The organism is Klebsiella sp. JN_Kp121 (assembly GCF_040062145.1).
Lineage (GTDB): Bacteria > Pseudomonadota > Gammaproteobacteria > Enterobacterales > Enterobacteriaceae > Klebsiella > Klebsiella aerogenes.
Window position 1 is genome coordinate 188,910 of record NZ_JBEAHX010000001.1, and the last position, 24,445, is coordinate 213,354.

The 24,445-nt window shown below is 52.8% G+C and carries 22 protein-coding genes; 10 read left to right on the forward strand and 12 right to left on the reverse strand.

Translation table 11 applies throughout. The features are described from left to right. Position 1 precedes the first annotated feature (1 nt). The 10 genes from ABLU86_RS00945 to ABLU86_RS00990 form a co-directional block, all read right to left on the reverse strand. Complete coding sequence (locus ABLU86_RS00945; RefSeq protein ID WP_015367964.1) at positions 2-328, reverse strand: hypothetical protein; 327 nt, start codon at positions 326-328, stop codon at positions 2-4. A 263-nt stretch (positions 329-591) separates the two neighbouring features. After that, complete coding sequence (locus tag ABLU86_RS00950; RefSeq protein WP_207188219.1) at positions 592-2,118, reverse strand: MFS transporter; 1,527 nt, start codon at positions 2,116-2,118, stop codon at positions 592-594. Positions 2,119-2,161: 43 nt separating this feature from the next. Then, positions 2,162-2,494 carry a hypothetical protein gene (locus ABLU86_RS00955; protein WP_015367962.1) on the reverse strand — a complete coding sequence of 111 codons (333 nt, stop codon included), beginning with the start codon at positions 2,492-2,494 and terminating at the stop codon, positions 2,162-2,164. A gap of 260 nt (positions 2,495-2,754) precedes the next feature. Then, positions 2,755-3,642 (reverse strand): heme o synthase, encoded by an 888-nt coding sequence (gene cyoE / locus ABLU86_RS00960; RefSeq protein WP_042893779.1) that lies wholly within the window; start codon positions 3,640-3,642, stop codon positions 2,755-2,757. A gap of 11 nt (positions 3,643-3,653) precedes the next feature. After that, positions 3,654-3,983 (reverse strand): cytochrome o ubiquinol oxidase subunit IV, encoded by a 330-nt coding sequence (locus ABLU86_RS00965; RefSeq protein ID WP_015704585.1) that lies wholly within the window; start codon positions 3,981-3,983, stop codon positions 3,654-3,656. Then, positions 3,983-4,594 carry a cytochrome o ubiquinol oxidase subunit III gene (locus ABLU86_RS00970; RefSeq protein WP_015704586.1) on the reverse strand — a complete coding sequence of 204 codons (612 nt, stop codon included), beginning with the start codon at positions 4,592-4,594 and terminating at the stop codon, positions 3,983-3,985. Before ABLU86_RS00970 ends, ABLU86_RS00965 begins: the two co-directional genes overlap by 1 nt. After that, complete coding sequence (gene cyoB, locus ABLU86_RS00975; protein ID WP_042893778.1) at positions 4,584-6,575, reverse strand: cytochrome o ubiquinol oxidase subunit I; 1,992 nt, start codon at positions 6,573-6,575, stop codon at positions 4,584-4,586. The genes ABLU86_RS00970 and cyoB overlap by 11 nt, the downstream gene beginning before the upstream one ends. A 19-nt stretch (positions 6,576-6,594) precedes the next feature. Then, positions 6,595-7,539 (reverse strand): cytochrome o ubiquinol oxidase subunit II, encoded by a 945-nt coding sequence (gene cyoA / locus ABLU86_RS00980; RefSeq protein WP_015704588.1) that lies wholly within the window; start codon positions 7,537-7,539, stop codon positions 6,595-6,597. A gap of 480 nt (positions 7,540-8,019) precedes the next feature. Beyond that, positions 8,020-9,495, reverse strand: a complete 1,476-nt coding sequence (gene ampG, locus ABLU86_RS00985; protein WP_015367956.1) for a muropeptide MFS transporter AmpG — start codon at positions 9,493-9,495, stop codon at positions 8,020-8,022. A 43-nt stretch (positions 9,496-9,538) separates the two neighbouring features. Then, entirely contained in the window at positions 9,539-10,117 is a 579-nt protein-coding gene (locus tag ABLU86_RS00990) for a lipoprotein (RefSeq protein WP_032705501.1), read from the reverse strand. 381 nt (positions 10,118-10,498) lie between these two features. Here ABLU86_RS00990 and bolA point away from each other — a divergent pair, with 381 nt between their 5' ends. The 9 genes from bolA to ABLU86_RS01035 all read left to right on the forward strand — a co-directional run bounded on the left by bolA (position 10,499) and on the right by ABLU86_RS01035 (position 20,938). Continuing rightward, a complete protein-coding gene (gene bolA / locus ABLU86_RS00995) occupies positions 10,499-10,816 on the forward strand; it encodes a transcriptional regulator BolA (RefSeq protein ID WP_015367954.1) in 318 nt (105 codons plus the stop codon). Between the two features lie 345 nt (positions 10,817-11,161). Next, on the forward strand, positions 11,162-12,460 hold the full coding sequence (gene tig / locus ABLU86_RS01000; RefSeq protein ID WP_015367952.1) for a trigger factor: 1,299 nt from the start codon (positions 11,162-11,164) through the stop codon (positions 12,458-12,460). A 312-nt stretch (positions 12,461-12,772) separates the two neighbouring features. Continuing rightward, positions 12,773-13,396: an ATP-dependent Clp endopeptidase proteolytic subunit ClpP gene (clpP, locus tag ABLU86_RS01005; protein WP_003021624.1), complete on the forward strand. Its 624-nt coding sequence runs from the start codon at positions 12,773-12,775 to the stop codon at positions 13,394-13,396. 134 nt (positions 13,397-13,530) lie between these two features. Beyond that, positions 13,531-14,805 carry an ATP-dependent protease ATP-binding subunit ClpX gene (clpX, locus tag ABLU86_RS01010; RefSeq protein ID WP_015704591.1) on the forward strand — a complete coding sequence of 425 codons (1,275 nt, stop codon included), beginning with the start codon at positions 13,531-13,533 and terminating at the stop codon, positions 14,803-14,805. A 183-nt stretch (positions 14,806-14,988) separates the two neighbouring features. Then, positions 14,989-17,343, forward strand: a complete 2,355-nt coding sequence (gene lon, locus ABLU86_RS01015) for an endopeptidase La (RefSeq protein WP_348796044.1) — start codon at positions 14,989-14,991, stop codon at positions 17,341-17,343. 206 nt (positions 17,344-17,549) lie between these two features. After that, positions 17,550-17,822, forward strand: coding sequence for a nucleoid-associated protein HU-beta (gene hupB / locus ABLU86_RS01020; protein WP_002444653.1), 273 nt, complete (start codon positions 17,550-17,552; stop codon positions 17,820-17,822). A gap of 214 nt (positions 17,823-18,036) precedes the next feature. Beyond that, a complete protein-coding gene (gene ppiD / locus ABLU86_RS01025) occupies positions 18,037-19,911 on the forward strand; it encodes a peptidylprolyl isomerase (RefSeq protein ID WP_015704592.1) in 1,875 nt (624 codons plus the stop codon). A 148-nt stretch (positions 19,912-20,059) separates the two neighbouring features. Continuing rightward, positions 20,060-20,425, forward strand: coding sequence for a helix-hairpin-helix domain-containing protein (locus ABLU86_RS01030; protein ID WP_015367946.1), 366 nt, complete (start codon positions 20,060-20,062; stop codon positions 20,423-20,425). Positions 20,426-20,536: 111 nt separating this feature from the next. Continuing rightward, positions 20,537-20,938: a YbgC/FadM family acyl-CoA thioesterase gene (locus ABLU86_RS01035; RefSeq protein ID WP_015367945.1), complete on the forward strand. Its 402-nt coding sequence runs from the start codon at positions 20,537-20,539 to the stop codon at positions 20,936-20,938. A 70-nt stretch (positions 20,939-21,008) separates the two neighbouring features. On the opposite strand, the gene queC is transcribed toward ABLU86_RS01035, so the two are convergent. Further along, positions 21,009-21,719: a 7-cyano-7-deazaguanine synthase QueC gene (gene queC / locus ABLU86_RS01040; protein WP_015367944.1), complete on the reverse strand. Its 711-nt coding sequence runs from the start codon at positions 21,717-21,719 to the stop codon at positions 21,009-21,011. A 66-nt stretch (positions 21,720-21,785) separates the two neighbouring features. Continuing rightward, complete coding sequence (locus tag ABLU86_RS01045) at positions 21,786-23,486, reverse strand: SgrR family transcriptional regulator (RefSeq protein WP_032713991.1); 1,701 nt, start codon at positions 23,484-23,486, stop codon at positions 21,786-21,788. A 107-nt stretch (positions 23,487-23,593) separates the two neighbouring features. On the opposite strand from ABLU86_RS01045, the gene cof reads away from it, so the two are divergent. Next, positions 23,594-24,412 (forward strand): HMP-PP phosphatase, encoded by an 819-nt coding sequence (gene cof, locus ABLU86_RS01050; protein ID WP_046883691.1) that lies wholly within the window; start codon positions 23,594-23,596, stop codon positions 24,410-24,412. Positions 24,413-24,445 lie beyond the last annotated feature (33 nt).

Genomic DNA, 24,445 nt, shown 5'->3' on the forward strand with positions numbered 1-24,445 from the left:
TTTAGCTCTGCAGGGCATCAACAACACCACCCCAGTCAGTGGCAGCATTATAAACAAAATTAGACCAAACCCCAGATTCGGCATACAGCAGGGAGTTGATATGGTCGGTTAGAATACTTCCCAGGCTGGATGGCGAACCACCAAGAATATTGGAAACCAGGTCAATCGTGGTTTCCAAAGCGGAGGAGGCCAGAATCATACCAGCATTAATACCCGCAGCAACCAGACCCAGTGCAGATTGAATCGTGAAATCAACCAAAGCACAAGGCAGGTCGATAATGCCTGCACCAGAGATATATTCCATTTCGTTTGCGGTTAATTCTTTCATTTTAAATTCCATCCTAGATTAATGAATTGTTAATGATGTACCTTTGCACACCGGGCAATATACTAATCAGAGGGTTTTTTATATAATAGTGAATATTTAAATGATCTATTAATTTTAATGTGAATTAAACTTCACAAACGACGCTTAGATAAGCGATGGGTATTATTTCGCAACTTCATATTTGATAACAGAAGATACCCGAGAGTATCTTCTGTGTGTACAGTCGTTCGACTTATTGTTTAGAGGTCAGAAATTCAGGTCTATTATGAAGTTGCAATGATGGCCTGTTCAACCTCGAAGCGGTTGGTCACTTTGCTGTCAATTTTTATGTAGGCTGAACGTTCTTCAGCGACAATCATAACCTGCTCGATGCCTGGTTTCGACTGCAGACGGCGCTGTAGTTCATCATTAATGATGACATCATCCGGGATCTCAACACGAAGACTGCTGACATAAGGCGGTTCACTCATGGTGCTGGCCACCAGTAGCCACAGCATCGCCAGTAGCGCACCCAGTAAAAACACGGTCTGCGAGTCAAAGAATCCATCTACCCAGCCGCCCAGGGCGCCACCGATGGCCACACCGATAAACTGGCTGGTAGAATAAATCCCCATTGCTGTGCCTTTGTAGCCTGCTGGAGACTCCTTACTGATTAACGAAGGCAATAACGCTTCCAGCAGATTGAAGGCGAGGAAGAATAGTTGAACACCAGCGACCAACTCCCAGAAATAGCCACCTGCTCCCCAGAGTACGATTTCCGCTATCAGTAGCAGAGCGACGCAGAACAGGAACACACGTTTCATCTTGCGCTTCACTTCCGCATAGATGATGAACGGCACCACGGCAATAAAGGAAATGACCATGGTCACCAGGTAAATTTTCCAGTGTTCGGCTGCGGGGAAACCTGCGGCCTCCAGCTGTCCAGGTAGCGCAACAAAAGTCGACATCAACATGATGTGCAGGCACATAATGCCGAAGTTCAGCTTGAGGAGTTTAGGTTCAGCAAGCACTTTGCTGAAACAGCCCTTTACCATTCCAGATTCACGGTTCAGTACATGATTGTGGCTATTTGGTACTACCCACAAAGTCAGCAAAATACCGAGGCTGGCCAGAATAGCGATCATCCAGAATAGCGCATGCAACCCTAACTGGTGAGTGACAATAGGACCAAGCACCATAGCGATGGCAAAGGTCACGCCAAAACTGACGCCAATGAAGGCCATTGCCTTGGTGCGGTTCTGCTCACGGGTTAAATCGGAAAGGAGGGCCATAACCGCAGCGGCAATAGCACCAGAGCCCTGCAATGCGCGGCCAAGAATAATTCCCCAAATGGAATCTGTCAGGGCGGCGATGATGCTGCCAATGACGAAGATCAGCAGTCCTCCGACAATTAACGGTTTGCGACCAATTCGGTCAGACAGTAGACCAAACGGGATCTGGAAGATAGCCTGAGCAAGCCCGTAAATGCCAATGGCCAAACCAATCAGCGCTTCACTGGCCCCCTGCAGCGCCATACCATATGTGGTCAAAACGGGCAGGACCATAAACATGCCGAGCATGCGCAGTGAAAATACGGTCCCTAAACCCCAGGTTGCGCGCAGTTCTCCTGGCGTCATTTTGTTATCGTTCATTACCACCTCAATATAAAAACTGCGACTAGTGTAGTGGTGGGATAAGGACGCGTAAATAAATGTTTGTTTAGCAGATATTACGACTGTGTTGCGTAATAGAAGAAGGGATGAGAACCAGACGATAAAATGGTGAAGAGCTGAATAAATAATGTAAAACAACAGAAAGGGCAGCGTGAAAAATCTGCCCTTAATATAGCTCCGATTAGGAAGCGGCCTGCTCCAGGAAGCTATTCCAGTCGGTAGCGGCGTTGTTCACGAATGTGTTCCAGCTGTTACCAGCGGTAGAAACGAAGTTTGCCCAGTTCTCTTGACCTGTGCTAACGACGCTTTCCCAGTTTGCCTGACCAAGGAGGAACTTGCCAAACTCAATCGCGCTATCGCCAACGAAAGAGGCAAAAGCCAGACCGGAAGTCAGCGCAAATGAGGTAAACCCAGCCGCAGAATTAGCGACAAAGCTAGCGAAGCCAGTTGCAGCGCTCACCAGGTTAAAACCACCTGAGACAGATTCCATTTCGTTGAATGTTAGTTCTTTCATTGTTATTCCTTGCTGTTAAATCCATGTTTTCCGTAGGCGTTTGCCTACTGCACAAGGCTAGCACTATCTCCGCTAATGGCGCGAGATGGCTGACTGTTAGCGATGCTCAATTTTTTCTCAATTTTTAACTATTTAATGAATGAAGAAAATGAAGTGCAAGAGTGAGGGGAGGGCGGTATGAATGAAGTAATCCTATGTTGGCGTATAAAAAAAAGCCCCCGGCTAGCGGAGGCTCTTTTCATTTCACATTTAGCGTAATCTTATCTGACGTAAGCCAGCAGATTATGTGAATCCGGCACCATGAAGTCGACAGACATCATGACTGACAGCGCGGTGATAGCGACGATGGAAAAGACGAACAGCTTACGCGCCCAGACTTTATCATCCGCCACTTTATATCCGCGCAGCGCCATGCCAAGCCACCAGACGCTGACTGCGGCCGCTACGACCAGATATTTATATCCGGCGTACCCCCCCAGAGAAAGCATCAGCGTTGCCACGGCAAAGGCCACGATGTACAGCGTGATATGGTTTTTCGCGACTGAGATGCCTTTCACTACCGGCAGAACCGGAATATTCGCCGCCTGATAATCCTTGAAACGGAAGATCGCGATGGCGTAAGAGTGAGGCATCTGCCACAGGCTAAAGATCGCCAGCAGAATCGCCGCGCCGCTGTCAAAATCACCGGTAACTGCGCAGTAGCCAATCACCGGCGGCGCAGCGCCGGAGAGTGAGCCAATCAGCGTGCCGTAGACAGAGTGGCGTTTCATATACAGGCTATAGATGCCGACATAAACCACAAACCCCATCACGCCAAGCCAGCAGGCCAGCGGGTTAGCGCCGAACCACAGCAGCATGAAGCCAGCAATACCCAGCAAGGTGGCGTATACCAGCGATGATTCTGGCGAGATCAGCCCTTTGACCAGCACCCGGTTTTTCGTCCGTTCCATCTTACGATCGATATCACGGTCGATGTAGTTGTTGAAAACACAACCCGAGGCGACCACCAGGGATACTCCGAGGAGCGTCCAGACGAACAGCGGATAGTCGATGCGGCCTTTGGAGGCCAGCAGGAAACCGCCGATCACGGAGATCAGGTTGCCAAAAATGATGCCTGGTTTCGTTACTTGCAGGTATTGCTTAAACATACTCGCCGCTCTTAGTGCATCATCATGTTGTAGTTGAGGTTCCACATAATCCAGATGGAGCCGACAACAACGATAGCAATGATGATTACGGTGAAGATAAACGCGGTCAGGTTCCAACCTTCGTCAGATTTACTGTTCATGTGCAGGAAGTACACCAGGTGCACCAGAATCTGCACTACAGCCGTGACCAGGATGGTTCCCAGAATCGCTGCATGCGAGGCAGAGCCACTCATAACCATTGCAAACGGGATTGCCGTCAGAATGATCGACAGGATGAACCCTGTCATGTAGCTCTTCACGCTGCCGTGAGAAGCGCCGCTATGATCGGTAGAATGACTCATTACATCGCCCCCATCAGATAAACAACAGAGAACACGCAGATCCACACCACGTCCAGGAAGTGCCAGAACAGGCTCAGGCACATAATACGGGTACGGTTAGTGCTGGTCAGGCCGCGACGGGATACCTGAACCATCAATACCGCCATCCACAGCAGACCAGAGGTGACGTGCAGACCGTGGGTACCAACCAGCGCGAAGAACGCTGACAGGAAGCCGCTACGGTCCGGACCCATACCTTCAACAATCAGGTGATGGAATTCATAGATTTCCATCCCAACGAACCCTGCACCGAAGAGGAAGGTCAGGGCGAGCCAGGAAACGACCTGGCTCTTGTTGTTCTTGTACATGGCGATAGCCGCCATGCCATAGGTGATGGAGCTGAATAACAGCAGTGCGGTTTCAACCAGAACGAACGGCAGTTCAAAGATATCTTTACCCGCTGGGCCGCCAGCCGTGCCGTTCACCAGAACGGCATAGGTTGCGAACAGCGTAGCGAAGATAATGCAGTCGCTCATCAGGTAGATCCAGAAACCGAAGACTTTCATCGGTCCTGTATCATGGTGCCCGTGTTCATGCGCGTGGGCATTGTGCGCAAGAGTATCAGTTGCCATTTTTCAGCCCTGCTTTGTTAATCTCATCGAAATGCTGATTTTCCAGTTTTTCGACTTCTGCAACCGGTACGTAGTAATCCACGTCCTCGTCAAAGCTCTTGATAATCCAGGTCACTACGATGCCGGCGAAACCAACAATCGCCATCCACCAGATATGCCAGATCATCGCGAAGCCAAACACCGTTGCGAATGCAGCAATGATGATGCCCGCGCCGCTGTTTTTCGGCATATGAATTTCTTCATAATGCGCAGGTTGCTTGTACGCTTCGCCTTTTTCTTTCATTTCCCAGAACGCATCACGTTCGTGAACGTTAGGAACCACAGCGAAGTTATAGAACGGCGGTGGAGAAGAAGTAGCCCACTCCAGAGTACGACCGCCCCATGGGTCACCGGTCAGGTCACGGTTCTGATCGCGATCGCGGATAGAAACGTAGAACTGGATCAGCTGGCACAGGATACCGCAAGCAATCAGCGCCGCGCCGCATGCTGCAATAACCAGCATGGAGTGGAACTGCGGATCGATGTCCTGGCTCAGACGACGGGTCATACCCATGAAGCCCAGCACGTACAGCGGCATAAATGCGACGAAGAAGCCGATGATCCAGAACCAGAATGCGCGTTTACCCCAGGTTTCGTTCAGGGTGAAACCAAAGGCTTTCGGCCACCAGTAGGTCAGGCCTGCGAAGCAACCGAATACCACGCCGCCGATGATGACGTTATGGAAGTGCGCAATCAGGAACAGACTGTTGTGCAGTACGAAGTCCGCACCCGGTACCGCCAGCAGAACACCGGTCATCCCACCAACGGAGAAGGTAACGATGAAGCCGATAGTCCACATCATCGCCGAGTTGAAGACGATGCGGCCCTGGTACATGGTGAACAGCCAGTTGAAGATCTTAACCCCGGTCGGGATTGCGATAATCATAGTGGTAATACCGAAGAAGGCGTTTACGTTCGCGCCGGCACCCATGGTGAAGAAGTGGTGCAGCCAAACGATGAACGACAGAACGGTAATACAGACGGTTGCCCACACCAGCGAGGTGTAACCAAACAGACGTTTACGCGAGAAGGTCGCTGCGACTTCGGAGAAGACCCCGAATACCGGCAGAACCAGAATGTACACTTCCGGGTGACCCCAGGCCCAAATCAGGTTGATGTACATCATCATGTTGCCACCCATATCGTTGGTAAAGAAATGGGTGCCCAGATAGCGGTCCAGGGTCAGCAGCGCGACGGTGACGGTCAGAATTGGGAAGGAGGCGATAATCAGGATGTTGGCGCACAGAGATGCCCAGGAGAATACCGGCATCTTGAACATGGTCATGCCAGGGGCACGCATCTTGATAATGGTCACAAAGAAGTTGATACCGGTCAGGGTAGTACCGATACCGGAGAGCTGCAGCGCCCAAATCCAGTAATCGACCCCTACGCCAGGACTGTACTCAATTCCCGAAAGCGGCGGATACGCCAGCCAACCGGTCTGTGCGAACTCACCGACGCCCAGAGACAGGTTAACCAGAATCACGCCCACAACCGTGAACCAGAAGCTCAGGTTGTTGAGGAACGGGAACGCAACGTCACGCGCGCCGAGCTGAAGCGGAACCACCAGGTTCATCAGGCCGATAACGAATGGCATTGCCACGAAGAAGATCATGATAACGCCGTGGGCGGTAAAGATCTGATCGTAGTGATGAGGTGGCAGGAATCCTGCTTCCCCGGCTGAGGCCAGCACCTGCTGGCTACGCATCATAACGGCGTCAGCAAAGCCACGCAGCAGCATGACGATTGCCACGATAACGTACATGATACCGAGACGTTTGTGGTCGACGGACGTCAGCCACTCGTTCCATAGGTAGGACCACTTACCGAAGTAAGTGATCGCTGCCAGTATCGCCAGTCCCCCGACGATGATTGCAGCAACCGTTACCACGATAATAGGTTCGTGGTAGGGCACTGCATCCAGTGTAAGTTTTCCGAACATCGTTTTCTTCCTCGGCCCCTTAGTGAGCGGTTTCCGCGTGGCTCATGTCCATGCCTTCCATCCCTTCGTGCGCAGCGTGCTCGCCTTCAGGTTTAGACATGTTCATGCTCTCGTGAGACATGAATTTGTTAACAACATCTTTGAACAAATCCGGTTTCACGTTAGAGAAGTATTCCACTTTGTTGTTTTCGCTAGGCACAGCCACTTTGTCGAATGCAGCCATGGAGTCCATGGAATTCGGGGACTGTTTCGCTTTTGCTACCCACTGATCGAAGGTTGCACGATCCGGGGTGGCGATAGCCTTGAACTTCATACCAGAGAAGCCCGGGCCACTATAGCTTGCGGAGATACCGTCATAGGTGCCTGCTTCATCAGCGATGAGGTGCAGCTGAGTCTGCATCCCGGCCATCGCATAAATCTGGCTACCTAAGCGCGGAATAAAGAACGAGTTCATCACGGAGTTGGAAGTGACTTTAAAGTGTACCGGTACGTTCGCCGGGAAGGCGATTTCGTTGACGGTAGCGATACCCTGTTCCGGGTAAATAAAGAACCATTTCCAGTCCATCGATACAACTTCGATGGTGATTGCTTTCTCGTCGTGGACAAGCGGTTTGCTTGGCTCCAGAGCGTGAGTGGTTTTCCAGGTCAGAACGGCCAAGAACAAGATGATCAGAATAGGAACCGTCCAGACCACAGCTTCAACTTTGTTGGAGTGTGACCAGTTAGGGCTATACTTCGCATCTTTATTGCTCGCGCGATACTTCCAGGCAAATCCTACTGCCATTAAGACGGCGGGAATAACGACAATCATCATCAGGCCGAATGCCGTCAGAATCAAAGAGCGTTGCTCCAGTCCAATCTGTCCTTTTGGGTCAAGGAGCGCAGAATCACAACCACTGAGTAATACAGTACCTGCGATTAATGACATCCATCCCAAACTTTTATTGTATTTCCTGAGTCTCATTGAACGACCTCAATTCCACGGGATCTGGTGGCGTTTAAAGTGTACGGGCATTTTACGGTAAGGTTGCATTACTGTAAACACGATTGGATCTGTGTCAGTTCTGTGTTAGCGGGTTCTGCTTGGATTGTCACATATGTTACGGAATGTGACGTAATTGCTTGCAAAGCCTGATTTACGCTGGATCTATAACGAAAGGGATAAGAAAGGGAATGCTTATGGGTGTACGGGTATAAACATGGTTAAAATAACACAAATAATTAACAATTAATTATCAAATAAAAGACATAAAGAAAACGTTAAAATAAAGTAACGCTGCTGAATCGGTTAAATTAATTAAAGAATCGCGTAAAAATTGTCAATAATTTCCAGAAATCTAAAACGCACAAAACAACAAATCAGCTCCCAAGGAAAATAAAATCGCTAATAAGCCGTTATAATTACCTCGGGTAATTAAAACGGCTATTAACGGTTTGGCGAAAATTAAATCAGCTGCGTTTTGCGTAGCGCCATATAGTCCAGAATCGCGCCGAGCAAAATACCACCGATAGCGGTCAGCGCGGCGACTTCCAGCAGGCCAGGCAGGAAGGAGAAAGAGGTGTAATCCAGCGCGTTCATCGCCAACAGCAGCAGCCATATCGCCAGCATCAAGCAACCTACCGCCAGGATAAGCAGCGCCAGGGCGTAAGTCTGAGGGTATTGCGTGCGCGGCAAGAAGCTTTCCGTGCGTTGGGTATATTCCAGCGTACGGCGACACAGAAGCAGGAGCAAAATCCCCGGCACGGCGGCAACGACGGAGAAAAGATAAAACGTCGGCCAGCCGTTCGCTTCGACAAACCAGCCGGCAATCGGCCCAACGTAAACGCGACCCACCGCCGACAGCGCCGACAGTAGCGCAAACTGAGTGGCGGAAAACGACTTGTTACACAGCGTCATTAACAGCGCAACAAACGCCGCGGTGCCCATCCCGCCGCACAGGTTCTCAAAAAATACCGCCGCCGCCATCGAATAAAGGTGTTTATCGGTGACCGAGAGGATCCAGTATCCGGCGTTGGAGGCCCCCTGCAGCAAGCCAAAGATCAGCAGGGCGCGGAACAGCGTCAGGCGCTGCATCAGCACGCCGCCGTAGAGTGCGCCGACAATGGTGGCGAACAGGCCCAACGTTTTATTCACCATTCCGACTTCGCCGGCATCAAAACCGACGCCGCGAATAAGGAAAGTGGTGGTCAGGCTCATGGCGAAGGCATCGCCGAGCTTATAAAGGACAATTAACAGCAGAATAAGCCAGGCGTTGTTGCGACCGAAGAAATCGCGCAACGGCGCGGCGACGGCCTGCTCAAGCGATTTAGGCACCGGAATGACGTCGCTGGGCTCCGGCGCCAGCAGCGTGGCGATAATACAAGGAATAAGCAGCGCGGCCATCAGCCAGTACATACCTTGCCAGCCCAGCCAACGGTCGGCCAACCAGAGCGCTAACCCTCCGGAAACCAGCATTCCCAAACGATAACCGAGCACGCTTATCGCCGCACCGGCGCCGCGCTCTTCCGCCGGGAGGACGTCGGTTTTCCAGGCGTCAAAGACGATATCCTGCGATGCGGAGCAAAAAGCAATAACCACAGCCAACGCCGCCATCCAGCGCAACTGCGTTGCGGGTTCAAGAAAGCCCATCGCGGCGATGGCGATAAGCAGCGCAAGCTGAGTCGTCAGCAGCCAGCCGCGGCGGCGGCCTAAAAACGGCGGCGTGTAGCGGTCCATTAATGGCGACCACAAAAATTTAAATACGTATGCCTGACCGACGAGAGAGAAGAAGCCGATAGTTTTTAAATCGATATTTTCAACGGTCATCCACGCTTGCAGCGTGCCGGAAGTCAGTGCGAGAGGTAAACCAGAAGCAAAGCCGAGGATCAGCAAAATAGCTGATTTGGGTTGCTGAAAAATACGCAAGTAGTGATTGGACATGGCATATAGAGCAGGCCCGGAGTGAACCGGGCCTGCTATTTTATTAACGAGCGTTTTGTTTGATGAAGTCGTGAATGCTGGTGTCCTGCGCCATGTCGGCGATGGTATCGGTCAGCACGCTATTAACCGCGTTAGCAATGTTCTCGTTGGAAGCCTGGAAAGCGCCCTCAACGGAATAGCTGGCGCGATAGTTCTTAGTCATCTTGTTGCCGTTAGCGGCGGTGGCGACGATGGCGATATCCGCTTTAGTGGCGATGTTGTAACGCACGTTGCCCTGCGAGACGTCAGCATACAGTTTGTTAACAATGATCTGCAGGTCGACGGCGCCGTTCGGGCCAATCATGTAGCCGCGCGACGTCATTTGCTTCTCAAGCACTTCCTGCAACAGGAAGCGCAGATCGCGAGAGGCGGTCAGCGTAACCAGCTGGTTGTTACGGGTGACCTTCGCCAGCGCCTGATCGGTACGCTGGTCTGCGCCGTTGATGCTGACGGTAACGCCCATCAGGCTCGGATCCTGCTGCGGCAGGGTGATTTTCGGCGATACTTCAATGGTCGTCGGCGGGGTGGCGCATCCTGCGAGTACAAACATCGCGACCAACGGGAATAGAATTTTCTTCAGCATGTTCAGGGTCTCAACGCACGGTGTTGTTATACCCGTCATAATTCAGGTTTCAGACGCCGCGGGGAATCGCGGGCGCTTTTTTCTGCAACTCGAAGTAGTTAGGGTGTTTAAGGAAAATTCCCGCCATCATAACATCGCCAACGGTGAGGGGAAGTGGCTACGAGTGGAAAATCATCGTGTTGTGCGTTTTATGACCTCGTCCCATTTCCGGTGGCGATTTAGCAGGGAGATTTAGCGTTCATCATCAGTAAACCTGATACTTTTGCGTGAAAATATCAGAGGAATGCTAATTTTTTGTTGTTTTCTGCCAATGGAAGCGGTAAAAGCGGCTAACATTTAAAGGGAAAGGCGGCATCTCAGCGTTGTCGGAGGAGAAAATTCATGATGATACGTGAGCAGATCGAAGCAAAACTTAGAGCAGCGTTCGACCCGATGTATCTGGAAGTCGTGGATGAAAGCTATCGGCACAACGTCCCTGCGGGCTCTGAAAGTCATTTTAAAGTGGTGTTGGTGAGCGACCGCTTCACCGGCGAACGTTTCCTTAATCGTCATCGTATGATTTACGGTACGTTGACCGAGGAGCTGTCAAGCACCGTGCACGCGCTGGCGCTGCATACTTACACGATTAAAGAGTGGGAAGGGCTACAGGATACCGTCTTTGCCTCTCCGCCATGCCGCGGAGCGGGTAGCATCGCGTAAAAATCACATTTGCAACCGCTGGCGCTTTTCCAGTATGTTGCGTGAAGATTTAGCAAAAACGGCCTGCGGGCCGTTTTCTTTTGCCTGGAAAATGCGCAAAGTTCGCGCTTTTGCAGACAAATTTGAGCGGGAAATGTGAAAAACGCCGCAGCAGTGGGTGACAACCGTTCTCGACTCACAAAAGTGATGCCGCTATAATGCCGCGTCTTATATATGAATGTCTTCGGGATGATTCTGACGACAGGGAATGTGTTTCTGATTTGAAGAGGGCATCCCGGTTCTGCGAAGCCACCTACACGCGCTTCCAGAGTTGACCGAGCACTGTGATTTTTTTGAGGTAACAAGATGCAAGTTTCAGTTGAAACCACTCAGGGCCTTGGGCGCCGTGTAACGATTACTATCGCCGCTGACAGCATCGAGAATGCTGTCAAAAGCGAGCTGGTCAACGTAGCGAAAAAAGTTCGCATTGACGGCTTCCGTAAAGGCAAAGTGCCGATGAATGTTGTTGCTCAGCGTTATGGCGCTTCCGTTCGCCAGGACGTGCTGGGCGACCTGATGAGCCGTCATTTCGTTGACGCGATCATCAAAGAGAAAATTAATCCGGCCGGCGCGCCGAACTACGTTCCGGGCGAATACAAGCTGGGCGAAGACTTCACCTACGCGGTAGAGTTCGAAGTGTATCCGGAAGTTGAGCTGAAAGGTCTGGACGCAATCGAAGTTGAAAAACCGGTTGTTGAAGTCACCGACGCTGACGTTGACGGCATGCTGGACACCCTGCGTAAGCAGCAGGCGAACTGGAAAGAAAAAGAAGGCGCTGTTGACGCTGAAGATCGCGTTACCATCGACTTCACCGGTTCTGTAGACGGCGAAGAGTTCGAAGGCGGTAAAGCGTCTGACTTCGTACTGGCGATGGGTCAGGGTCGTATGATCCCGGGCTTCGAAGACGGTATCAAAGGCCACAAAGCTGGCGAAGAGTTCACCATCGACGTGACCTTCCCGGAAGAATACCACGCTGAAAACCTGAAAGGTAAAGCCGCTAAGTTCGTTATCAACCTGAAAAAAGTTGAAGAACGCGAGCTGCCGGAACTGACTGCTGAATTCATCAAGCGTTTCGGCGTTGAAGATGGTTCCGTTGAAGGTCTGCGTGCGGAAGTGCGTAAAAACATGGAACGCGAGCTGAAAGGCGCCGTGCGTAACCGCGTTAAATCTCAGGCTATCGAAGGCCTGGTGAAAGCGAACGACATCGACGTTCCGGCTGCTCTGATCGACAGTGAAATCGACGTACTGCGTCGTCAGGCTGCTCAGCGTTTCGGCGGTAACGAGAAACAGGCTCTGGAACTGCCTCGCGAACTGTTCGAAGAGCAGGCTAAACGTCGCGTAGTTGTTGGTCTGCTGCTGGGCGAAGTGATTCGCACCAACGAGCTGAAAGCTGACGAAGAGCGCGTGAAAGGCCTGATCGAAGAGATGGCTTCCGCGTACGAAGATCCGTCAGAAGTGGTTGAGTTCTACAGCAAGAACAAAGAGCTGATGGACAACATGCGCAACGTGGCGCTGGAAGAGCAGGCTGTTGAAGCCGTGCTGGCGAAAGCTAAAGTGTCTGAAAAAGCCACTTCCTTCAACGAACTGATGAACCAGCAGGCGTAATTTAGCCCGGCTGTTTAAAGTTCGCGCAAAAGCCCGTTGCCGAAAGGCGGCGGGTTTTTTTTATTGCAATGATAGGCTTAGGATGAGTGCTAAAACACATTTTCAGTGATAGCGTTACTCCAAAAGGTTGTTATGCTTGAATTATGGCTGCGCCATCCCCATAACCGGGTGACGTATCTGCATCCGCAGCGTCAGGAATAATGACCAGGTCAACGTATCAGTGCCCTGCGGATAGAAACTCTGGCTGATAATCCGTCCATAAGGTTACAATCAGTGCAGCAGGTTTTTTCAAAATTAATCCAGGAGACGGAAATGTCATACAGTGGCGAACGAGATAACTTTGCACCCCATATGGCCCTGGTGCCGATGGTCATTGAACAGACCTCACGCGGTGAACGTTCTTTTGATATCTATTCCCGTCTGCTCAAGGAACGCGTTATTTTCCTGACCGGCCAGGTGGAAGACCACATGGCTAATCTGATCGTGGCGCAGATGCTGTTTCTGGAAGCGGAAAATCCAGAAAAAGATATTTACCTGTACATTAACTCTCCGGGCGGCGTGATCACCGCCGGGATGTCAATTTACGACACCATGCAGTTCATCAAGCCGGATGTCAGCACTATCTGTATGGGGCAGGCGGCTTCAATGGGCGCCTTCCTGCTGACCGCCGGGGCGAAAGGCAAGCGTTTCTGTCTGCCGAACTCCCGCGTGATGATTCACCAGCCGCTGGGCGGCTATCAGGGTCAGGCGACGGATATTGAAATCCACGCCCGTGAAATTCTGAAAGTGAAAGGGCGTATGAATGAACTGATGGCGCATCATACGGGTCAATCCCTTGAGCAGATCGAGCGCGATACCGAGCGTGACCGCTTCCTGTCGGCGTCGGAAGCGGTGGAATACGGCCTGGTCGATTCCATCTTGACCCATCGTAATTGATGCCCGTGGCGTAAGGGTGCCGCTATACTTGTTTTAACAACTGGGCGGCACAACGCGTGATCGCGACTTGCGCCTGAGAATGGCATTTGCGTCGTCATCTGCGGCACAAAGAACTTAAGAAGAGGTTTGGACTCATGACAGATAAACGCAAAGATGGTTCGGGCAAACTGTTGTACTGCTCTTTTTGCGGCAAAAGCCAGCATGAAGTGCGTAAGCTGATCGCCGGGCCATCCGTGTATATCTGCGACGAATGCGTTGATTTATGTAACGACATCATTCGCGAAGAGATTAAAGAAGTCGCTCCGCACCGCGAGCGCAGCGCGCTGCCGACGCCGCACGAAATTCGCCACCATCTGGACGATTATGTTATCGGTCAGGAACAGGCGAAAAAAGTGCTGGCAGTGGCGGTATACAATCACTACAAACGTCTGCGCAACGGCGACACCAGCAATGGCGTAGAACTGGGTAAAAGCAACATTCTGCTGATCGGGCCGACCGGTTCCGGTAAAACGCTGTTGGCTGAAACGCTGGCGCGTCTGTTGGATGTTCCGTTTACCATGGCCGATGCCACCACCCTGACCGAAGCGGGTTACGTGGGCGAAGACGTGGAAAACATCATCCAGAAGCTGCTGCAGAAATGCGATTACGATGTGCAGAAAGCGCAGCGCGGCATCGTGTACATCGATGAGATCGACAAAATTTCCCGTAAATCGGATAACCCGTCGATTACCCGCGACGTGTCCGGCGAAGGCGTTCAGCAGGCGCTGTTGAAGCTTATCGAAGGTACCGTAGCCGCTGTTCCGCCACAGGGCGGGCGCAAACATCCGCAACAGGAGTTCTTGCAGGTTGATACCTCCAAGATTCTGTTTATCTGCGGCGGCGCGTTCGCAGGCCTGGACAAAGTGATTTCCCACCGTGTTGAAACCGGCTCCGGCATTGGTTTTGGCGCGACGGTTAAAGCGAAATCCGACAAAGCCAGCGAAGGCGAACTGCTGGCGCAGGTCGAGCCGGAAGATCTGATCAAGTTTGGTCTGATCCCGGAATTTATCGGCCGTCTGCCGGTTGTCGCGACGCTGAATGAACTGAGTGAAGAAGCGCTGATTCAGATCCTGAAAGAGCCGAAAAACGCCCTGACTAAGCAGTATCAGGCGCTGTTTGGCCTCGAAGGCGCTGAGCTGGAATTCCGTGATGAAGCGCTGGATGCGATCGCCAAGAAAGCGATGGCGCGTAAAACCGGCGCCCGTGGTCTGCGCTCGATCGTTGAAGCCGCGCTACTCGACACCATGTACGATCTGCCGTCCATGGAAGATGTCGAAAAAGTGGTGATTGACGAGTCGGTGATCGAAGGTCAGAGCAAGCCGCTGCTGATCTACGGCAAGCCGGAAGCGCAGCAGGCATCTGGCGAATAATTCGCCAATCGACACAAGCAGTTAAGCAAAAAGGGGGGATTTTATCCCCCCTTTTATTTTTCCTGTGTTCCCGCCGTTGAATGTATGGAATACATCCCCATATACTGGATTACATATTAACGGCGACGCGTTAATGAAGGTGTCGTCGGCTACCTGGCGGACTTTAAACTAAGAGAGAGCTCTATGAATCCTGAGCGTTCTGAACGCATTGAAATCCCCGTATTGCCGTTGCGCGATGTGGTGGTTTATCCGCACATGGTCATACCCCTGTTTGTAGGGCGGGAAAAATCTATCCGTTGTCTGGAAGCGGCCATGGACCATGATAAAAAAATCATGCTGGTCGCGCAGAAAGAAGCGTCGACGGATGAGCCGGGTGTAAACGATCTTTTCACCGTCGGGACCGTGGCGTCAATTTTGCAAATGCTGAAGCTGCCGGACGGCACTGTGAAAGTGCTGGTGGAAGGCTTACAGCGTGCGCGTATTACTGCGCTGTCTGATAACGGCGAGCACTTCTCCGCCAAAGCAGAGTACCTTGCTTCTCCGGTCATTGAAGAGCGGGAGCAGGAAGTGCTGGTGCGTACGGCTATCAGCCAGTTTGAAGGCTACATCAAGCTGAACAAAAAAATCCCACCGGAAGTGCTGACGTCGCTGAATAGCATCGACGATCCCGCGCGTCTGGCGGATACCATCGCTGCGCATATGCCGCTTAAGCTGGCGGACAAACAGTCCGTGCTGGAGATGTCCGACGTGAACGAGCGTCTGGAATATCTGATGGCGATGATGGAATCTGAAATCGATCTGCTGCAGGTTGAGAAACGCATTCGCAACCGCGTGAAAAAGCAGATGGAAAAATCTCAGCGTGAGTACTATCTGAATGAGCAAATGAAAGCCATCCAGAAAGAGCTCGGCGAGATGGATGACGCCCCGGACGAAAACGAAGCGCTGAAGCGTAAGATCGACGCGGCGAAGATGCCGAAAGAGGCGAAAGAAAAAACCGAAGCGGAACTGCAAAAGCTGAAGATGATGTCCCCGATGTCGGCGGAAGCCACCGTCGTGCGCGGCTACATCGACTGGATGGTGCAGGTGCCGTGGAATGCCCGCAGCAAGGTCAAAAAAGATCTGCGTCAGGCGCAAGAGATCCTCGATACCGATCATTATGGTCTGGAGCGAGTCAAGGACCGCATCCTTGAGTATCTTGCGGTGCAGAGTCGCGTTAACAAGCTGAAAGGGCCGATCCTGTGCCTGGTAGGGCCGCCGGGGGTGGGTAAAACCTCGCTGGGTCAATCTATTGCCAAAGCCACCGGGCGTAAGTACGTGCGCATGGCGTTGGGCGGCGTGCGTGATGAAGCGGAAATCCGTGGTCACCGCCGTACCTATATTGGCTCGATGCCGGGGAAACTGATCCAGAAAATGGCGAAAGTGGGGGTGAAAAACCCGCTGTTCCTGCTGGATGAGATCGACAAAATGTCCTCCGACATGCGCGGCGACCCGGCTTCAGCATTGCTGGAGGTATTGGATCCGGAACAGAACGTGGCCTTTAACGACCACTATCTGGAAGTGGACTACGATCTCAGCGACGTGATGTTCGTGGCGACCTCCAACTCCATGAATATCCCGGCTCCGCTGCTGGACCGTATGGAAGTGATTCGTCTCTCCGGTTATACCGAAGATGAAAAACTGAACATTGCTAAGCGCCACTTGCTGCCGAAGCAGATCGAACGCAACGCGCTGAAAAAGGGCGAGCTGACGGTCGACGATAGCGCCATTATCGGCATTATTCGTTACTACACCCGTGAAGCAGGCGTACGTAGCCTGGAGCGTGAAATTTCCAAGCTGTGCCGTAAAGCCGTTAAACAGCTGCTTCTGGATAAGTCGCTGAAACACATCGAGATTAACGGTGAAAACCTGCACGATTATCTTGGCGTGCAGCGCTTTGACTACGGCCGCGCGGATAGCGAAAACCGCGTAGGTCAGGTGACCGGTCTGGCGTGGACGGAAGTGGGTGGCGATCTGCTGACCATCGAAACCGCCTGCGTTCCGGGCAAAGGCAAGTTAACCTACACCGGTTCACTTGGCGAAGTCATGCAGGAGTCGATTCAGGCAGCGCTGACCGTGGTACGCGCGCGTGCTGAGAAGCTTGGTATCAATCCGGACTTCTACGAAAAACGCGATATTCACGTGCACGTACCGGAAGGGGCAACGCCAAAAGATGGTCCGAGCGCCGGTACGGCGATGTGCACCGCGTTGGTTTCCTGCCTGACCGGTAACCCGGTACGCGCCGATGTGGCGATGACAGGGGAAATCACCCTGCGCGGCCAGGTGCTGCCAATCGGCGGTCTGAAGGAAAAACTGCTGGCGGCGCATCGTGGGGGGATTAAGACTGTTCTGATTCCTTACGAAAACAAGCGTGACCTTGAAGAAATTCCGGAAAACGTTATCGCCGATTTGGATATTCATCCGGTACAGCGAATCGAGGAAGTTCTGGCACTTGCCCTGCAAAATGAACCGTTTGGCATGCAGGTTGTAAGCGCAAAATAGTGATATCGCGCAAATAGCGTTAAGAAAAGTGGGGCTGGTAAGTAAATTCGTACTTGCCAGCCTTTTTTTGTGTAGCTAACTTAGATCGCTGGCAGGGGTCATCGACAACTCTGTTGTAAGGGCATGACAGTCCTGATATAACTGCTGCGCGGTCGCGCCATGAAGGATTCTGGTGCGATATAAATTATAAAGAGAGGAAGAGAACAGTGAATAAATCTCAACTGATTGACAAAATTGCTGCGGGTGCGGACATTTCTAAAGCTGCAGCTGGACGTGCGTTAGATGCTTTGATCGCTTCTGTTACTGAATCTCTGCAAGCTGGGGATGATGTTGCGCTGGTAGGGTTCGGTACTTTTGCTGTTAAAGAGCGTGCTGCCCGTACTGGTCGCAACCCACAAACAGGTAAAGAAATTACCATTGCTGCCGCTAAAGTACCGGGCTTCCGTGCAGGTAAAGCGCTGAAAGACGCGGTAAACTAATCGGCACTCCCGTCAGGGAATGTGACGAAGTACAAGGGCGCATCGCGAGATGTGCCTTTTTTATTTATCCAGAACGCGACTTTATGTGTGTTTATGCGCACTTGTGGGCTGACAATTGCCCCGTTTTCTTGTCAAAATACGTCCTCACGCGCGGCAGCCATCACGTGCTATGCTGCGCGAGCTAAAGTCATCTACAGCGGAGCGTTGTTACACCATGATGGACAACCTACGCACGGCCGCCAACAGCGTCGTGCTCAAGATTATTTTCGGTATCATTATCGTCTCGTTCATTTTGACCGGGGTGAGTGGTTACCTGATTGGCGGCGGCAACAACTATGCCGCAAAAGTGAATGGTCAGGAGATTGGCCGCGCGCAGTTTGAAAATGCCGTTGCCAGCGAGCGTAACCGCATGCAGCAGCAGCTAGGCGATCAGTTCTCCGAGCTGGCGGCCAACGAAAACTACATGAAGACCATGCGTCAGCAGGTGCTGAACCGTCTGATCGATGAATCGCTGCTGGATCAGTATGCCCGTGAACTGGGCCTGAGCATCAGCGACGACCAGGTGAAACAGGCCATCTTCCAGACCCAGGCCTTCCAGTCGAACGGCAAGTTTGATAACGAGCGCTTCAGCGGCATCGTGAATCAAATGGGCATGACCACCGATCAATACGCGCAAGCGCTGCGTAACCAACTGACGACGCAACAGCTGATCAATGCGGTAGCCGGTACCGATTTCATGCTGCCGGGCGAGTCCGACCAACTGGCGGCGCTGGTATCCCAACAGCGCGTGGTTCGTGAAGCGACTATCGACGTTAACGCGCTGGCGGCGAAACAGACCGTTAGTGATGAAGAGATTAACGCCTTCTGGCAGCAGAACCAGGCCCGTTTTATGGCGCCAGAGCAGTTCCGCGTGAGCTACATCAAGATGGATGCCGCCAGCATGCAGGAAAACGCCTCTGACGAAGAAATCCAGTCATGGTATGACCAGCATAAAGATCAGTTCACTCAGCCGCAGCGTAATCGCTACAGCGTGATTCAGACTAAAACTGAAGCTGATGCGAAAGCGGTGCTCGCCGAACTGCAAAAAGGCGCCGATTTCGCCACGCTGGCAAAAGAGAAATCTACCGACATCATCTCTGCGCGTAACGGCGGCGATATGGGCTGGATGGAAGAGGCCTCTACCGTGCCTGAGCTCAAAGATGCCGGCCTGAAAGACAAAGGTCAGCTTTCCGGGGTGATCAAATCTTCCGTAGGCTTCCTGGTGGCGCGCCTTGATGATGTTCAGCCGGCGCAGGTAAAACCGCTGGCCGATGTGCGTAACGACATCGCGGCTAAAGTGAAACAGGAAAAAGCGCTGGACGCGTACTACGCGCTACAGCAGAAAGTTAGCGATGCAGCCAGCAATGATAACGAATCCCTGGCGGGCGCGGCGCAGGTTGCCGGCCTGAAAGTGGTTGAGACCGGCTGGTTCGGCCGTGACAACCTGCCGGAGGAGCTGAACTTCAAGCCGGTTGCCGATGCTATCTTTAATGGCGGTCTGGTGGGTGAAAACGGCGCGCCGGGTAGTAACTCCGATATCATTACCGTTGACGGCGATCGCGCCTTTGTTCTACGCATTAGCGAGCACAAAGCGGAAAGCGTTAAGCCACTGGCGGAAGTGAAAGCGCAGGTGACTGATATCGTGAAGCGCAATAAAGCGGAACAGCAGGCGAAACTGGATGCTGACAAACTGTTAGCTGCCCTGAAAGCTGGCAAAGGTGATGAAGCGATGAAAGCCGCAGGGCTGAGCTTCGGCGCCGCGCAGACGCTGTCCCGTACCGGCCAGGATCCACTGAGTCAGGCTGCATTCTCTTTGCCGCTGCCGCAGAAAGATAAAGCCAGCTACGGCGTAGGCAGCGATGCTAAAGGCAACGTAGTATTGCTGGCGCTGGATGAAGTAAAAGCGGGCGCTATGCCAGAAGAGCAGAAGAAAGCGATGGTGCAGGGTATTACTCAGAATAATGCGCAAATCGCATTCGAAGCGTTGATGAGCAATCTGCGTAAAGAAGCCAAAATCAAGCTCGGCGACATCATCGACCAGCAGCAATAATTTCGCGCCGTCTCGCAAAACGAGGTAACGCGATGCAATACTTAAAGGCCGCTTTCGCGGCCTTTTCCATTTCCGCAATCTGCCTTTTGTACTCCTTTTTTGTAGCCGCTATCGTGACCTTGCTGTCTACAAACAAGGAGATAACAGCATGAACAGAGGAATGAAAATGGTTATTGCCGCCGTGTTGCTGGCTTGTGCGGCGGGTTCTCAGGGGGCGCTGGCGGCATCGGCGAGCGGCAAGGCGGCATCGGCAAAAGAAACTATTCAGGCGCCGCAGACGAAAATGCCGGAGGAGGCCAAAACGGCGGATACCCACGGCGCGCAGGTTAGCATCAATAATGCCAGCGCGGAGGAGTTAGCACAGGCTATGAACGGCGTTGGGCTCAAGAAAGCGCAGGCAATCGTCAGCTACCGCGAAGAATATGGGCCGTTTAAGACTCTCGACGATCTTAAACAGGTCCCTGGGATGGGCAGTTCACTGGTAGAGAGAAATCTGTCACATCTGACGCTGTAATTTTCGCCTGTTGGTTTGCACAGTAGCAAATCTTTGCCATGCTAAAGAGGTTACATCATCTGGTGTGACCTCTTACCTGATTAACAACAATAATAGTAAGGCATGTGCGCTATGCAGACTCAAATTAAAGTTCGCGGTTATCACCTGGATGTTTACCAGCACGTTAACAATGCTCGTTATCTGGAGTTTCTCGAAGAGGCGCGCTGGGATGGGCTGGAGAGTAGTCCGGCGTTTCACTGGATGACCAGCCATAACATCGCTTTTGTGGTGGTCAATATCAATATCAATTATCGTCGCCCGGCGGTACTTGGCGACGTGCTCACCGTGACCAGTAAGCTTGAGCAGTTGAACGGCAAAAGCGGCACCCTTAGTCAGGTTGTGACCCTTAACCCTAACGGTGAAGTGGTGGCCGATGCGCTGATTACCTTTGTCTGCATTGATTTGAAAACGCAGAAGGCGCAGCTGCTGGAAGGGGAGTTGCGCGAAAAGCTCGACCAGATGAATTTGCGCTAATAACAGTCGGACCGCGGAGAGTTGCGAACCCGTAGCCCCGGTAAGCGAAGCGCCACCGGGGACGTTGAACTTAAGCTTCGTGCCCCTGGCCCAGACCGGTTTTTTGCTTCATTTGCGCCATCACGCCGGCCTGATCGCCCAGATACTGATTCAGGCCGTTGGCGCGCAGGTTGCAGGCCGCACACTGGCCGCAGCCGTCGCCCTTGATGCCGTTATAGCAGGTGAGCGTTTCGCGGCGAACCAGATCCAACTGGCCCCAATAATCGGCCAGCGCCCAGGTCTCGGCTTTGTTGAGCCACATCAGCGGCGTTTCAAAGCGAATGTCTTTCGCCATACCAAGGCTAACCGCGTGGTGCAGCGCTTTAACAAATTCGTCGCGGCAGTCCGGGTAACCGGAGAAGTCGGTCTCGCAAACGCCGGTAATAATCGCTTCGGCCTTAACCTGATAGGCGTAGATCGCCGTCAGGGTTAAAAACAGAATATTGCGACCTGGAACGAAGGTATTCGGAATACCATCGGCATCCGGCTCGTAATCCGGTACCGGAATGCTATCGCGGGTCAGGCTGCTCACCGCCAGTTCGTTAAGCAGCGTAACGTCCAGCACTTTGTGCGCCACCGCGCCCAGTTTTAGCGCCAGCTCGCGAGCCACGTCAATCTCGGCGCGGTGGCGTTGGCCATAATCAAAAGTGACGCAATGCACTTCATCATACTGTTCCAGTGCCTGCACCAGGCAGGTTGTTGAGTCTTGTCCTCCGCTGAAGACAACTACGGCGCGTTTCATAGCAATTCCTGACTAAATAAGTGAAAGCGTTATGGTACCGTCAGACGCTCGCGGCGACCAGCTCTCTCACGCCGATGATGCCGGTAGCCAGGCGCTGGCAAAGTCGAACCACCCTCTGGCATTAAGGCGCAGGCCATTAACCCCCGGCGGCGCGCTGATGCGGTAATTGTATTTGAATAACGGCGTCATGATGGCGTCATCCATCAGCGTATTGAAGACGTTGCGCAGGGCATCGTTGCGGCTACGCGCTTCGGGCTGCGCCTGCACGGCATCTAACGTTGCCTGCAGGTGCGCATATTGCGCCCCGGTCAGCAAATGGGGCCATAGCGTATCGCAGCGCAGCCACTGCTCAAGGGTATATTCCGGCGCTTCGCCAATCAGGCGGTCGCCCATCATCATATCGGCCTGCGCCAGATACCGGCAGCCGTCCCAATTTTTGGCGTCGTGAAAAATGAGCGTCAGTTCGCAGCCGAGAGTGGCGAGGCGCAGTTTCAGTTGCTCAGCCATTGTGTGTAATTCGACCGGCAAATGATAGAGCAGGGTGAGTTGGGGCGGCAACGGCACCTCATGGTTTTCCGGGCCCTGGGGAATGGACCAGCCCGGTAGCACTTCATGGCTCGGCGTAATCAGATCTTCATCCAGCGGTAGCGTTTCCAGCAACGACGAGCGGTGGATAATCGAAATTATCCGCTGGGCCTGCGCTTTACTGAGACGTGGGCTATGACGCAGGGTCAAATAGCAGAAGCCGAGGCTGATGCTGTTGCTCACCTGGCGCAAATTATTGAGCTCTTCGGGATCGCCGATGGTGATCTGTACCGGATGGCGACAGCTGGTGCCGAGATCGCTTTCGAATAGCTGCGGCGTGATCCAATATTCTACCGCCTGGATCAGCGGATGCTGTAAATGGTAGCGGGGATGGTTCTCCAGCCGAACCAGATCCGGGCCAAAAAGCTTTATTCGGAACGGACCGCTACCGAGCGCCGGATCGTCAGGATGCGCCAGCACGCTGCAATAGCTGGCTAAACGGAACGGTAGCCAGTAGTCCGGGCGATGCAGCGTAATCGTCAAACATTGGGCGTGGGTGACATCGATACGGCTGATGCTGGCAAAGAGGGTGCGGAGAGCCGGGAGTTCCAGGAGCAACAGTAGTCTTTGCTGCAGCTGTGAGGTTTTCACGGTATCGCCGTTATGCCAACACAGGGTAGAGCGGATATAAAAGTGCCAGCGCAGCCCATCGGGTGATACCTGCCAGTGGTGTGCCAGATCGCCCACCGGCGTATTGTCGCTATCGTCGAAACGCGTCAGGCCGGAATAGATCTGCCCGGCCAAATGTTGTTCCGCACGACCGGGAAGAAAACCGGGGCGCAGCGGTTCCAGCGGACGGTAGTAAGGTATACGCAGCGTCGGGGTATTGTTTTGCCACTGTCCGCCGAGGAAGGGGTGCAACAACGCTTTCAGCTCAACCGGCGCCAGCTGCGCCAGCTCCAGCGCGTTTTGTTGCTGACCCTTATTCAGCGCCTGTTCCATCATCTCGTTACGCAAACTTTCCGGGGTTTTGTAAAAACAGAGCATTCCGCGCTTGCCGCGCCCGGAGCTGGCCTGCCAGCTTAACCAGCCGGCCTCCTGAGCCTGGCGCAACAGCGTACGGATATGGCGCTCGCTACAAAAGCAGCGTTCAGCCAGCTCGCCAACGGTCACCTGCTGCGGAGCGCCGGACGACGGCTGCCAAAGGCGCTGATACTGATTTAAACGATTTAATAATCTCATTTGCCGAAAACCCGGAACAATAAAAAATATCTATTCACTATTACTTCCGTATATCTCAGGCGATACTGCAACACAAGCGAAACCCATCACACATCGGGGAAAATACCATGGCAAAATTAGCGGCATTTGATATGGACGGCACCCTGCTGATGCCGGACCATCGTCTCGGAGAACAGACTCTGACGGCGCTGAGACGGCTGCGTGAACGCGATATCGCCCTGACCTTTGCCACCGGTCGCCATGCTCTGGAAATGCACCATGTGATCGGCGAGTTTTCCCTTGATGCTTTTCTGATTACCGGTAACGGCACGCGCATCCATTCACTGGAAGGTGAAGAGCTGTATCGCCAGGATCTGAATCCGGAAGTGGCGGAAGAGGTGCTGCACAGCGTGTGGGATACTCAGGCGAGTATGCACGTTTTCAATGATGACGGCTGGTTTACCGGCCAGGCAAGGCCGGAACTGCTCCGGGCTCACGCCTTCAGCGGCTTTCATTATCAACTGAGCGATCCGAAACGGATGCCGGCGCACCACGTCACCAAGATCTGTTTCTGCGGCGATCATGACGATCTGCGCCGCCTGCGGATCCAGCTAAATGACGCGCTAGGCGATCGCGCGTTTCTTTGTTTCTCGGCGATGGATTGCCTGGAGGTGCTGCCGGTCGGCTGTAATAAAGGGGCAGCGCTGGCGGTGCTGAGCCAGCACTTAGGTTTCACTTTGCAGGACTGCATGGCCTTTGGTGATGCAATGAACGATCGCGAGATGCTCGGTAGCGTAGGGCGAGGGTTCATTATGGGCAACGCGATGCCGCAGCTCAAAGCTGAACTGCCGCATCTACCGATCATCGGAGACTGCCGTCATCAGGCTGTTTCCCATTTTTTAACACATTGGCTGGATAATCCTGATCTTCCTTATTCCCCCGAATAGAGAGACCCTACCAGCAAGCCGGATAGCGTTCTA